The sequence below is a fragment of the Bacillus sp. Pc3 genome (assembly GCF_000815145.1).
Classification (GTDB): domain Bacteria; phylum Bacillota; class Bacilli; order Bacillales; family Bacillaceae; genus Bacillus; species Bacillus velezensis.
The window spans coordinates 1,556,727-1,569,045 of record NZ_CP010406.1 but is presented as its reverse complement, the minus strand read 5'-3'; the positions used below and the strand labels follow the sequence as shown (position 1 = coordinate 1,569,045).

The window sequence follows — 12,319 nt, the reverse complement described above, 5'->3', positions numbered from 1 at the left end:
TAGGAGGAATTCACATGATTTTCGGAATCGGAATCGACATCGTTGAACTGCACAGAATTGAAAACATGCTCAGCCGGCAGGCGAGATTTCCGCAAAGAATATTGACGGAGGCTGAATACGCCCGTTTTACATTGCTGTCGGACAAAAGGAAAATTGAATTTCTCGCGGGAAGATTTGCGGCAAAAGAAGCCTTTTCGAAAGCATACGGCACAGGTATCGGCAAAGAGCTCAGCTTTCAGGATATTGAAACTGGAAACGACAAAGCGGGAAAGCCTGTGCTGGCCTGCGCCAAGCTTGACGGCGCGGCGGTTCACGTCTCCATTACCCATACAAAAGAATACGCCGCGGCACAGGTCGTGATTGAAAGGTTGTCACGCTAGTCTGCATATTAGCCGGAACCCCTTCATATATTTGATAGTGCATTAAGGGAGACAAGTTGTTTGAGGCTTTTATGGTACGCGTCCGTCCGTTCAGGGCGTACCGTTAAAGTCAAACAAGCGATTTCTTCCCTTTACATCAATTGAGAAGAAGGGGTTGAAAAAAGGTGAGAAAAAGCTTTGTTTTGCTTTTAACGGGACTGCTTGCCGTCCTTATTCTTTCGGCCTGCGGCCAAAAATCACAGGAAGATATCGTGAACGGTTTAGATAAGAAGGCGAAGGAATACACCTCGTACAAAGCGAAAGCCAAAATGACCATCGAAACGGGGAGTGATCCGCAAGTATACAATGTGGAAATCTGGCATAAAAAACCTTCCCTGTACCGGGTCTATCTGGAAAATCCGAAAAAAGACCAAAACCAAGTCATTTTACGGAACGCCAACGGAGTCTTTGTCCTCACGCCGTCTCTAAATAAGAGCTTCAGATTCCAAAGCGACTGGCCGAATAACAGCAGCCAAGTATATTTGTTTGAGTCACTTGTAAAGGACGTGCAGCATGACAAAGACGCCGTCTATTCCGCCAAAGATAAAAAGTACACGTTTGAAACAAAAACAAACTATCAGCACAACAAAATGCTGCCGACTCAGGAAATCACTTTCAACAAAAAGGACATGAGCCCGTCGCTCGTCAAAGTCATGGATACAGACCGGAAAGTGATGGTAAAAGTCGAATTCAAAAGCTTTGAATTCAACAAGCCGTTTGATAAAGACTCTTTTGACGAGAAGAAAAATATGACGCTTTCCCAGATGGACGTCGCCACAAGCGCCAAGCCGTCTGATTCATTTGCGGTCAAAACACCGCTTCAAGTGCCGGCCGGCGTCAAAAAGCTTGAAGAGAAAGATATTTCAACGGCGGACGGCAAACGGATCGTCATGACTTACGGCGGAGAAAAATCATTCACCCTTATTCAAGAAAAAGCTCATATCGCAAAAGCCGCCTCTGCCGTCACGCTGAAAGGCGAACCGGTTAATCTCGGCTTCACGGTTGCGGCATTATCTGATACGTCTTTAACGTGGACATATGACGGAGTGGATTATCTTCTGTCATCACAGGATCTGACAAAAGATGAAATGGTGGCCGCCGCCAAAAGCATGCAGGGACAGTCGTCAAAATAACGTCAAAAAAGAGGCCGCCGCTGTCGGTCTCTTTTTTGATTCCATTTCACTTTGCAGAATAATTTTAGTATGATAATAACAATATGAATTGAAAATAATGCTAGGAAGTGTATCGAATGACCACAGCATCCTTTTACAGAGAAACGTGGGCGGAAATCAATCTGTCCGCGATTAAAGAAAATGTCACGCATATGAAAAAACACATCGGGCAAAACGTCCATCTCATGGCGGTTGTAAAGGCGAACGCTTACGGACACGGAGATTTGGAAGCCGGTAAAGCCGCGCTTGAAGCGGGTGCCTCTTGTCTTGCCGTAGCCATACTGGATGAAGCGATTTCATTGAGAAAGCGGGGCATTACAGCGCCGATTCTCGTGCTTGGCGCCGTGCCGCCCGAATATGTACAAGCAGCTGCCGAGTATGACGTAACACTCACGGGGTATTCTGTTGAATGGCTTCAGGAAGCTGCGCGCCACCTCGGGAGTGCGACAGTGCCGTTTCATCTGAAAGTCGACACCGGCATGAACAGACTCGGAGTCAAAACGGAGGAAGAAATCCAAAGCGTGTTAAAAATCCTCAGCCAAAATCCCGGTTTAGTCTGTAAAGGCGTATTCACCCACTTTGCTACCGCGGATGAGAAAAACAGAGATTATTTCCTCTGCCAGTTTGACCGCTTTAAAACATTGATCGCTCCGCTTCCTTTAAAAGAATTGATGGTGCACTGCGCGAACAGCGCTGCCGGACTTCGTCTTAAAAAGGGCTTCTTTAACGCGGTTCGTTTCGGCATCAGTATGTACGGGCTTCGTCCTTCTGCTGACATCCAAAGCGAAATTCCGTTTCAATTAAAGCCGGCTTTTGCGCTGCACTCTGTTTTATCCCATGTGAAAAAGATCCGCAAAGGGGAAAGCGTCAGCTACGGCGCAACATATACGGCAGAGAAGGATCAATGGATCGGAACGGTTCCCATCGGCTATGCAGACGGGTGGCTCCGCAAGCTGAGCGGCACGTCTGTGCTGATCGGCGGCAAACGGATGAATATCGCGGGAAGAATCTGCATGGATCAATTGATGGTCGAATTAGATCAATCTTATCCGCCGGGCACCAAAGTCACCCTGATCGGCAGCCAGAAGGAAGAAACGATCACGATGGATGAAATCGCCGGGCGGCTTGGGACGATTAATTACGAGGTCCCTTGTACCATTAGTTCCCGCGTTCCCCGTATGTTTTTGGAAAATGAGAGTATAATGGAAGTAAGAAATCCTTTACTGCAAGATAATACAAGCAAGTAGCCGTCATCCGGAAAAAGAGAATTTATAAAACAGCTTTGCTTGACGTTTGAATAATGGTATCATTATGTCTGGATGGATGAATTGGTCGTATCCGTAAGTTTGGTGGAGGTGTATGTTTTTTGTCTGAATCCAGCGCAAGAACCGAAATGAAAATCAGCTTGCCCGAAAACTTAGTAGCTGAATTGGATGGTGTAGCGATGCGGGAGAAACGAAGCAGAAACGAACTGATATCACAAGCAGTGAGAGCGTATGTCAGCGAACGGACAACTCGCCATAACCGTGATTTGATGAGACGCGGGTATATGGAAATGGCGAAAATCAACTTGAATATCTCTTCTGAGGCTCACTATGCTGAGTGCGAAGCAGAAACGACCGTTGAGCGCTTAGTCAGCGGAGGATAATCATTTTGATTGTAAAGCGCGGCGATGTTTATTTTGCTGATTTATCTCCTGTTGTTGGCTCAGAGCAAGGCGGCGTACGCCCGGTTTTAGTGATCCAGAATGATATCGGAAATCGCTTTAGCCCGACTGCTATTGTTGCAGCCATAACAGCCCAAATACAGAAAGCGAAATTACCAACCCACGTCGAAATTGATGCAAAACGCTACGGTTTTGAAAGAGATTCCGTTATTTTGCTGGAGCAAATTCGGACGATTGACAAGCAAAGATTAACGGATAAAATAACTCATCTGGATGATGAAATGATGGATAAGGTTGATGAAGCCCTGCAAATCAGTTTGGCACTCATTGATTTTTAGTCATATTTTGGTTGCTCATATAGAGCAACTTTTTTTGTTTTCGAAAAACATAAGCGCTATAATAAAGAGATAATCAAACAAAATTTGTTGTTTTGTGTCGGGAGGTCAGTGAAACCCATGTCGAATCAGAAAGTGTATCAGTTCATCATTGATCAGCATGATGAACTGCTTGATACTTGGACAGCCAAACTAAAAGAAGTAGGCAATCAGGAAGACTATCAGCTTACGAATCACATATGTGAAAATATTTGTAAAGACTATATAGACATTCTTTTATTATCGACTAAAAATGACGAGGCTACGGAAGAGCAGATCAGTGAACTCGCACTGCGTGCCGTTCAGCTCGGCCTGTCACTGAAACTTCTTTCAGCCACCCTGTCAGAGTTTTGGAAACTGCTTTACGAAACGATGGTCGACCTTAATATGGCCGATCAGGACAGAGCAGATTTGATTTTGGAAATAGACAGCTTTTTCAATCCGATCAACACGGAAATCTTAAATCAGTATTCTATCTCCTGGGAAAAAACGGTTACTTTGCAAAAAATCGCGCTTCAGGAATTGTCGGCTCCGCTGATCCCGGTATTTGAGCATGTAACGGTCATGCCGCTTGTCGGGACGATTGATACGGAGCGTGCAAAGCATATTATGGAAAATCTGTTAAACGGCGTCGTAAAGCACCGTTCACAGGTTGTATTAATTGATATCACGGGCGTGCCGGTCGTTGATACGATGGTGGCGCACCATATTATTCAGGCTTCAGAAGCGGTGCGGCTTGTCGGCGCGAAATGCCTGCTCGTCGGAATCCGTCCGGAGATTGCGCAGACGATCGTTAATCTGGGAATTGATTTGTCGCAGGTTATTACGAAGAATACCCTTCAAAAAGGAATTCAAACAGCGCTTGAAATGACAAATCGAAAAATCGTTTCATTGGGGGAATAACATTGTGAGACATCCAAAAATCCCGATCCTGAAACTGTATAACTGCTTATTGGTATCCATCCAATGGGAACTTGACGACCAGACAGCTTTGCATTTTCAAGAAGATCTGCTGAACAAAATCTATGAAACCGGCGCAAACGGGGTCGTCATTGACCTGACATCCGTTGACATGATCGATTCATTTATCGCGAAAGTGCTCGGCGATGTCATCACCATGTCTAAATTGATGGGCGCAAAGGTCGTATTGACGGGAATTCAGCCGGCTGTGGCGGTCACATTGATTGAACTCGGAATCTCACTTGAGGAAATTGAAACGGCGCTCGATTTAGAGCAAGGGCTTGAGACATTGAAGCGGGAATTGGGGGAATAGCGATGAACGACCAATCCTGTGTGAAAATCATGACAGAATGGGATATCGTAGCCGCCAGACAGCTTGGCCGCAACGTTGCGAAGGAATTAGGCTTCGGTACGGTGGACCAGGCCAGAATCACGACGGCTATCTCAGAATTGGCCAGAAACATTTACTTATATGCAGGCAAAGGCCAGGTCAGCATAGAACAAGTAAACGACAGAGGGAAAAAAGGCCTTAAAATTATAGCAGAAGACAAAGGACCCGGAATCCCCGACATCCGTAAAGTGATGGAAGACGGCTTTTCAACGTCAGGCGGACTGGGAGCGGGACTTCCGGGCGTCAAAAGGCTGATGGACGAATTCAGCCTGCAATCTGTTGCAGAGGAAGGAACAGAGATTCAAGCCGTGAAATGGCTTCGGTAGGAGGTTAGAACGTGGATTTCAGGGAGGTTATAGAGCAGCGGTATCATCAGCTGCTTAGCCGATATATAGCCGAATTAACAGAAACATCTTTATATCAAGCCCAAAAATTCAGCCGAAAAACGATTGAACATCAGGTTCCTCCGGAGGAGATTATCAGTATCCACCGAAAAGTAGTAAAGGAACTGTATCCGGATCTGCCGGAAGATGTTTTTCATTCGCTGGATTTTTTAATAGAAGTCATGATTGGCTACGGGATGGCTTATCAGGAACATCAAAGTCTGAGAGATATCCAGCAGGAGCTTCGTTCAGAAATTGAAATTGCCGCAAATGTTCAGCAGACGCTGCTTGGCACAAAAATTCCTGAAGAAGAAGATCTGGATATCGGGGCGATCAGCGTCCCCGCCAAACAGATGAGCGGGGATTATTATCACTTTGTCAAAGACAAGGAATCGATTAACATCGCGATAGCCGATGTCATCGGAAAAGGAATACCCGCCGCATTGTGCATGTCGATGATCAAGTATGCCATGGACTCTCTTCCGGAGATCGGCATTCACCCCTCCCAAGTGCTGAAAAATCTTAACCGCGTTGTAGAACAGAACGTGGATTCAAGCATGTTTATCACCATGTTTTACGCAAACTACAATACGGAAAATCACCAATTTACATATGCCTCTGCGGGGCATGAACCGGGCTTCTACTACTCTGAAAAAGAAAAAAAGTTTTATGATCTGGAGGCAAAAGGATTGGTGCTGGGAATTTCTCAGGATTTTGATTACAGCCAATATGAACAGCACATGGACGAAGGAGACATGATCGTTCTTTTTTCTGACGGCGTCACCGAATGCCGTACCGAAAACGGTTTCTTAGAACGCAGCGACATTCAGCGCATGCTGGAAGAACATATGGACTGCTCCGCGCAGGATATGGTCAAAAACATTTACGACAGCCTGCTGAGACTCCAGGACTTTCAGCTTCATGACGATTTTACGTTAATTGTTTTAAAAAGAAAGGTTTAAAAAAACAGCAGCACGGGTAAAAAGCCATTAGCACGAGTAAGGATAACTTTCAGAGGTGATACGATGAATTTAACGGTAGATATGAAGGAGAATCTTTCAGATATACAAATCAAAATCGCTGGAGAAATCGATGTATACTCAGCTCCGGTGGTTCGTGAAAAGCTGATGCCCCTGGCAAACGAGGGGAAAGACATGAGAATCTGCTTAAAAGATGTAAATTATATGGACAGTACGGGTTTAGGCGTTTTTGTAGGCGTGTTTAAAACGGTGAGCAAGGAAGGCGGCTCTCTGAAGCTTGAGAATCTTTCCGACCGGCTCGTCCGTCTGTTTGAAATTACGGGGCTTAAGGACATCATCGACATTTCGGCAAAGTCAGAAGGTGGCGTGCAATGAGTACATCAGTTGATTATATAGAGATGAAAATTCCGGCCGAACCGGAATATGTAGGAATCGTCAGGCTTACGTTATCAGGGGTCGCAAGCAGAATGGGCTATACCTATGATGACATTGAAGATTTAAAAATCGCTGTCAGCGAAGCTTGTACAAACGCTGTCCAGCATGCATACAACGATGAAAATAAGGGAGAAGTATCCGTGCGGTTCGGTGTGTTTGAGGATCGGCTGGAGGTCATTGTCGCCGATCAGGGAGACAGCTTTGATTTTGATCAGAAGCAGCAGGATCTCGGGCCGTACACTCCTTCGCACACAGTCGATCAATTGTCAGAAGGAGGGCTCGGTCTGTATTTAATGGAAACGCTCATGGATGAAGTCAAAGTTCAAAGCAACTCTGGCGTAACCGTGGCGATGACAAAGTATTTAAATGGGGAGCGAGTTGATCATGGCACAACCATCAAAAACTACGAAACTAACTAAAGATGAAGTTGATCGGCTCATACGCGACTTTCAAACACATGATAATAAAGAAGCCCAGGAAACACTCGTTGAGGTGTATACCAATCTCGTCGAAATGCTGGCAAAGAAATATTCAAAAGGAAAAAGTTTTCATGAAGACCTCCGCCAGGTCGGGATGATCGGACTTCTCGGAGCCATTAAACGGTATGATCCCGAGGTCGGCAAATCCTTTGAAGCATTTGCGATTCCGACCATCATCGGCGAAATCAAACGCTTCCTCAGAGATAAAACATGGAGCGTACACGTCCCGCGACGGATTAAAGAACTCGGGCCGCGCATTAAAATGGCGGTGGATCAGCTGACGACAGAGACGCAGCGGTCGCCGAAAGTCGAAGAAATCGCAGCCTTTCTCGATGTGTCAGAAGAGGAAGTGCTTGAAACGATGGAGATGGGAAAAAGCTATCAGGCGCTGTCTGTCGATCACAGCATCGAAGCGGATGCGGACGGAAGCACCGTCACGATTTTAGATATCGTCGGTTCGCAGGAGGAAGGATACGAACGCGTCAACCAGCAGATGATGATCAAAAGCGTGCTTCATGTGCTGTCCGACCGCGAAAAACAGATTATCGATCTAACATTTGTGCAAAATAAAAGCCAAAAAGAAACAGGGGACATTCTCGGAATATCTCAAATGCACGTCTCGCGCCTGCAGCGGAAAGCGGTGAAAAAACTGAGAGAGGCCTTGATTGGAGATCCCTCCATGGAGCTAATGTAATGATTCAGGTTGAAGAAAATGAACATGTTCAAACTCTTGTATACCAATTAAATAAAGAAGGCAAGTCCATATGCGGCGACAGCTTTTTTATGAAGGCGAATGAAGAAGAATTAGTTTGCGCGGTAGCGGACGGTCTCGGCAGCGGATCTCTTGCCAATGAATCCTCGTCAGCCATTAAAGACATCGTGGAAACGTATGCGGATGAGGATGTGGAAAGCATCATTGAGCGCTGCAATCAAGCGATGAAAAACAAAAGAGGGGCGACTGCCTCCATCTTAAAAATCAATTTCATCAAAAGGGAATTGACATATTGCTCGATCGGCAACGTCCGTTTCTTCTTGCACTCCCCATCAGGCGAAGTCTTTCATCCGCTGCCGATTTCGGGTTACCTCTCAGGCAAACCGCAAAGATACAAAACGTATACGTCATCATACGAAAAAGGGGCGAGGTTCATCATCTACACGGATGGGCTTGAGGCTCCACATATCCGCACCTGCTTAAAGCAGGGACACTCAATAGAAGATATATCAAAATCACTTCATCCGTACACAACATCCAGACGTGATGATTTGACCTATATTCTAGGGCAGCTTTTATCGTAAGGCTGCTTTTTTTATGTTCCGCCGTTTTTTGATACACTAGAGAAAGAATGAAGAGATGGAGGCTTTTGTGATATGGAAACGTTAGCCCTTTTGAAAAAACAAATCGCTGAAGAAACAGCGTTATCCCAAAAACATGTCGAAAGTGTCATCCGCCTGCTGGAAGACGGCAATACCGTCCCGTTTATTGCGCGGTACCGAAAAGAGCAGACCGGCTCAATGGACGAGGTGCAGATTCAGGCAATTTCCGAGCGGTGGCAATACATACAAAACCTGACGCAGCGGAAAGAAGAAGTCATCAGATTGATCTCTGAGCAGGACAAGCTGACGGAAGGGCTGAAGCAAAAAATCGAACAAGCGGTCAAGCTTCAGGAAGTCGAGGATTTATACCGTCCCTTCAAACAAAAACGGAAAACAAAAGCCACCGTCGCCAAAAACAAAGGTCTTGAACCGCTTGCGGACTATATTCTTTCTCTCCCGAAAGAAAACCGCCTTCACGACATCGCTGATCAATATATCAGTGCAGAAAAAGAAGTCGCTTCAAGAGAGGAAGCCATTGAAGGCGCGAAGCACATCATAGCCGAGCAAATCTCGGATGATCCTCATTTCAGAAAGTGGATTCGCCAGGAAACGTATAAAAAAGGAATTCTCACTTCCGCGGCAGGCAAGTCAGCCGCTGATGACGAGAAAAACGTCTATGAAATGTACTACGAGTACGAAGAGCCGATCCAAAAGGTCGTTCCTCACAGAGTGCTTGCGATGAACCGCGGTGAAAAAGAAGGCATTTTAAAGATTGCGATCGAACCGCCCGCCGATCAGATAAAAGCTTATTTAGAAAAGCAAATTATCAAACACCGTGAAACGCCTGTGATAGAAACGCTGAAAGAAGCCATTGAGGACAGTTACAAACGTCTGATCCAGCCGGCTATTGAGCGCGATATCCGCAAAGAGCTGTCAGAAAAAGCAGACGCGCAGGCGATTCATATTTTCGCTGAAAACCTGCGTAAGCTCCTGCTGCAGCCGCCGATGAAGGGGAAAGTTGTGCTCGGCGTCGATCCGGCCTTCCGTACGGGGTGCAAACTGGCAGTTGTTGATGAGACGGGAAAAGTGCTGAAAATCGATGTCATTTACCCGCACGCTCCCGTAAAAAAGACAGCGGAAGCCCGGGAAAAAATCAAACAATTGCTGGATCGGTACGAAGTCGAGGTTGTGGCGATCGGAAACGGCACGGCATCACGGGAGACAGAGCAATTCGTCGTTGATGTGCTGAAAGAAACAGAGCGTGACATTTATTATGTCATCGTCAATGAGGCCGGAGCAAGCGTGTATTCCGCGTCAGAAATCGCCCGTGAGGAATTTCCGGATTTTCAGGTCGAAGAGCGCAGCGCCGTCTCCATCGCGCGGAGGTTGCAGGACCCGCTGGCCGAGCTTGTAAAAATTGATCCTAAATCCGTCGGCGTCGGGCAATACCAGCACGATGTCAGCCAAAAGCAATTAAACGAATCTCTCCGTTTTGTCGTAGAGACCGTCGTCAACCAAGTCGGGGTGAATGTCAATACAGCTTCAGCCGCGCTGCTCCAATATGTAGCCGGGTTATCCAAAACCGTTGCCGGCAATATCGTTAAAAAAAGGGAAGAGCTCGGAAAATTTACAAATCGCAAAGAACTGAAAGAAATTCCGCGTCTCGGCGCAAAAACATATGAACAGTGCATCGGCTTCTTGAGAGTGCCCGGGGGACCGGAGCCGCTCGACCGCACCGGGATACACCCGGAAAGCTATAAAGAGACAAAGGCGCTGCTCAAAAAACTGCAGCTCACTGCGGATCAGATCGGAAGCGCGGACGTAAAAGAGAAAATAAGCGCATTGCCGCTGTCTGAAACGGCTGAAGAGCTCGGTATAGGGGAAATTACGCTTGCGGATATTTGCGGGCAGCTGACAAGGCCGGAGCGCGATCCTCGTGACGAAGTGCCGAAGCCTTTGCTGAAAAAAGACGTTCTGCAGCTTGAGGATTTAAAGGAAGGAATGGAATTGCAGGGCACCGTCCGCAACGTTGTAGACTTCGGCGCTTTCGTCGATATCGGCGTCAAGCAGGACGGGCTTGTGCACATTTCAAAACTGAGCAATCAATTCGTCAAACATCCTCTCGACGTCGTATCGGTCGGAGACATCGTCACCGTATGGGTTGAAGGGGTGGACGTGCAAAAAGGCAGAGTGTCGCTGTCTATGGTAAAATAAAAGCACTGCTTACGAGCAGTGTTTTTTTCTGTAGAAATACCAGCACTGATTCAGCAGTTTGATTTGGTAATTGTCCTTTTCTAAAAACGCTTTTTGCATTTGTTTCATCAGCCAATTCGGCATGGCTCATTCCTCCTCAGCTTTTAGTTAGAGGTCGGTTTTAACTCATTGTATGCGAACGGTGAATTGTCCCGTTCAATGTTTTTAAAGCGGGGTGCACTTATGGATAACGAACAACTTCAAAAGCTGACGGAAGACATCTCTGAACAAGATTTCGGAAAGCCGTTCCGTCACAGAGCCTTCTTCAATGACCGGCTGAAAACGACAGGCGGCCGGTACATGCTGTCTTCTCATAACATTGAATTAAACCGAAAATATCTGCTCGAACACGGACGGAGCGAGCTGGTAGGCATCATCAAACACGAGCTGTGCCATTACCATCTTCACCTTGAAGGAAAAGGGTACAAGCACAGAGACAAAGACTTCAGAGAACTGCTTCAGAAAGTCGGAGCGCCGAGATTCTGCACGCCGCTCCAAACCAAAAAGACACAAAAGAAAACATATATGTATAGATGCGCGGCTTGCGGCCAACAGTATATAAAGAAGCGGGCAATGAATCCGGAAAGATATGCCTGCGGAAAGTGCAGAGGAAAAATCAAAAGAATTTTTTAAAAAGGCTTGACTCATTTTAATGTTCTATGTTAAATTATAAAAGTCGTTGAGAGACAACGACACTTTCTCAAAAAAATAAATGTTGCTTCTTGACACAATATGTCGCATCATTTATAATAAAGAAAGTCTGATTATTCCACAGTAGCTCAGTGGTAGAGCTATCGGCTGTTAACCGATCGGTCGCAGGTTCGAATCCTGCCTGTGGAGCCATATGGAGAAGTACTCAAGTGGCTGAAGAGGCGCCCCTGCTAAGGGTGTAGGTCGCGTAAGCGGCGCGAGGGTTCAAATCCCTCCTTCTCCGCCAGATAAGTTCTCAACCAGACGGCCCGTTGGTCAAGCGGTTAAGACACCGCCCTTTCACGGCGGTAACACGGGTTCGAATCCCGTACGGGTCACCATTTACCTTCGTTGGGCTATAGCCAAGCGGTAAGGCAACGGACTTTGACTCCGTCATGCGTTGGTTCGAATCCAGCTAGCCCAGCCATTTTATTTAAAATTTTTGAATCACTTTTAGAGCGAGCCATTAGCTCAGTTGGTAGAGCATCTGACTTTTAATCAGAGGGTCGAAGGTTCGAGTCCTTCATGGCTCACCACTTGTCACGCGGGTGTGGCGGAATTGGCAGACGCGCTAGACTTAGGATCTAGTGTCTTACGACGTGGGGGTTCGAGTCCCTTCACCCGCACTTTCTTTTCAAAGTGCTGATCATCATCACTAGCTTATATGCTTAGTGGAAAGACAGCTTCATAGCACGCGGTCGTGGCGGAATGGCAGACGCGCTAGGTTGAGGGCCTAGTGGGTGAATAACCCGTGGAGGTTCAAGTCCTCTCGGCCGCATCTCAAAAATACCAAGGGTTTAACC

At 46.5% G+C, this 12,319-nt stretch carries 16 protein-coding genes and 7 tRNA genes; 22 read left to right on the top strand and 1 reads right to left on the bottom strand.

Annotated elements, in window-relative coordinates; genetic code table 11:
- The first annotated feature begins 14 nt into the window (after positions 1 to 14).
- The 14 genes from acpS (at position 15) to SB24_RS07235 (ending at position 10,787) form a co-directional block, all read left to right on the top strand.
- A complete protein-coding gene (acpS, locus tag SB24_RS07300) occupies positions 15 to 380 on the top strand; it encodes a holo-ACP synthase (protein WP_007410229.1) in 366 nt (121 codons plus the stop codon).
- 164 nt (positions 381 to 544) lie between these two features.
- Entirely contained in the window at positions 545 to 1,552 is a 1,008-nt protein-coding gene (locus SB24_RS07295) for a LolA family protein (protein WP_007410230.1), read from the top strand.
- Between the two features lie 116 nt (positions 1,553 to 1,668).
- Positions 1,669 to 2,838: an alanine racemase gene (alr, locus tag SB24_RS07290; RefSeq protein ID WP_039252648.1), complete on the top strand. Its 1,170-nt coding sequence runs from the start codon at positions 1,669 to 1,671 to the stop codon at positions 2,836 to 2,838.
- A 119-nt stretch (positions 2,839 to 2,957) separates the two neighbouring features.
- Positions 2,958 to 3,239 (top strand): type II toxin-antitoxin system antitoxin EndoAI, encoded by a 282-nt coding sequence (endB, locus tag SB24_RS07285; protein ID WP_003156188.1) that lies wholly within the window; start codon positions 2,958 to 2,960, stop codon positions 3,237 to 3,239.
- Between the two features lie 5 nt (positions 3,240 to 3,244).
- A complete protein-coding gene (gene ndoA / locus SB24_RS07280; RefSeq protein ID WP_003156187.1) occupies positions 3,245 to 3,595 on the top strand; it encodes a type II toxin-antitoxin system endoribonuclease NdoA in 351 nt (116 codons plus the stop codon).
- A gap of 117 nt (positions 3,596 to 3,712) precedes the next feature.
- The gene (locus tag SB24_RS07275) at positions 3,713 to 4,534 is read left to right on the top strand and encodes an STAS domain-containing protein (protein WP_003156182.1); all 822 of its coding nucleotides are present in this window, start codon (positions 3,713 to 3,715) and stop codon (positions 4,532 to 4,534) included.
- 4 nt (positions 4,535 to 4,538) lie between these two features.
- Positions 4,539 to 4,904 (top strand): RsbT antagonist protein RsbS, encoded by a 366-nt coding sequence (gene rsbS / locus SB24_RS07270; RefSeq protein ID WP_003156180.1) that lies wholly within the window; start codon positions 4,539 to 4,541, stop codon positions 4,902 to 4,904.
- A gap of 2 nt (positions 4,905 to 4,906) precedes the next feature.
- Entirely contained in the window at positions 4,907 to 5,308 is a 402-nt protein-coding gene (locus SB24_RS07265; protein ID WP_003156178.1) for an anti-sigma regulatory factor, read from the top strand.
- An 11-nt stretch (positions 5,309 to 5,319) separates the two neighbouring features.
- The gene (locus SB24_RS07260) at positions 5,320 to 6,327 is read left to right on the top strand and encodes a PP2C family protein-serine/threonine phosphatase (RefSeq protein WP_039252645.1); all 1,008 of its coding nucleotides are present in this window, start codon (positions 5,320 to 5,322) and stop codon (positions 6,325 to 6,327) included.
- A 63-nt stretch (positions 6,328 to 6,390) separates the two neighbouring features.
- Entirely contained in the window at positions 6,391 to 6,720 is a 330-nt protein-coding gene (locus SB24_RS07255; RefSeq protein ID WP_031378636.1) for an anti-sigma factor antagonist, read from the top strand.
- Entirely contained in the window at positions 6,717 to 7,199 is a 483-nt protein-coding gene (gene rsbW, locus SB24_RS07250; protein WP_007609591.1) for an anti-sigma B factor RsbW, read from the top strand. Before SB24_RS07255 ends, rsbW begins: the two co-directional genes overlap by 4 nt.
- A complete protein-coding gene (sigB, locus tag SB24_RS07245) occupies positions 7,165 to 7,953 on the top strand; it encodes an RNA polymerase sigma factor SigB (protein WP_003156171.1) in 789 nt (262 codons plus the stop codon). Before rsbW ends, sigB begins: the two co-directional genes overlap by 35 nt.
- A complete protein-coding gene (locus tag SB24_RS07240; RefSeq protein ID WP_039252641.1) occupies positions 7,953 to 8,555 on the top strand; it encodes a phosphoserine phosphatase RsbX in 603 nt (200 codons plus the stop codon). The genes sigB and SB24_RS07240 overlap by 1 nt, the downstream gene beginning before the upstream one ends.
- Positions 8,556 to 8,627: 72 nt before the next feature.
- Positions 8,628 to 10,787: a Tex family protein gene (locus SB24_RS07235; protein WP_039252639.1), complete on the top strand. Its 2,160-nt coding sequence runs from the start codon at positions 8,628 to 8,630 to the stop codon at positions 10,785 to 10,787.
- A gap of 9 nt (positions 10,788 to 10,796) precedes the next feature.
- Here SB24_RS07235 and cmpA read toward each other — a convergent pair whose 3' ends face one another.
- Entirely contained in the window at positions 10,797 to 10,910 is a 114-nt protein-coding gene (gene cmpA, locus SB24_RS19955) for a cortex morphogenetic protein CmpA (RefSeq protein WP_003156164.1), read from the bottom strand.
- 99 nt (positions 10,911 to 11,009) lie between these two features.
- On the opposite strand from cmpA, the gene SB24_RS07230 reads away from it, so the two are divergent.
- From SB24_RS07230 to SB24_RS07195, 8 genes are all read left to right on the top strand, one after another.
- The gene (locus SB24_RS07230) at positions 11,010 to 11,459 is read left to right on the top strand and encodes a SprT family protein (RefSeq protein WP_031378635.1); all 450 of its coding nucleotides are present in this window, start codon (positions 11,010 to 11,012) and stop codon (positions 11,457 to 11,459) included.
- Between the two features lie 135 nt (positions 11,460 to 11,594).
- Positions 11,595 to 11,669 (top strand) — tRNA-Asn (locus SB24_RS07225).
- Positions 11,670 to 11,672: 3 nt separating this feature from the next.
- Positions 11,673 to 11,763 (top strand) — tRNA-Ser (locus tag SB24_RS07220).
- Between the two features lie 19 nt (positions 11,764 to 11,782).
- A tRNA-Glu gene (locus SB24_RS07215) sits at positions 11,783 to 11,857 on the top strand.
- Positions 11,858 to 11,868: 11 nt separating this feature from the next.
- A tRNA-Gln gene (locus SB24_RS07210) sits at positions 11,869 to 11,943 on the top strand.
- Between the two features lie 33 nt (positions 11,944 to 11,976).
- Positions 11,977 to 12,052: transfer RNA gene (locus tag SB24_RS07205), tRNA-Lys, on the top strand.
- 8 nt (positions 12,053 to 12,060) lie between these two features.
- Positions 12,061 to 12,142 (top strand) — tRNA-Leu (locus SB24_RS07200).
- A gap of 68 nt (positions 12,143 to 12,210) precedes the next feature.
- Positions 12,211 to 12,294, top strand: a tRNA-Leu gene (locus tag SB24_RS07195).
- The last annotated feature ends 25 nt before the right edge of the window (positions 12,295 to 12,319 follow it).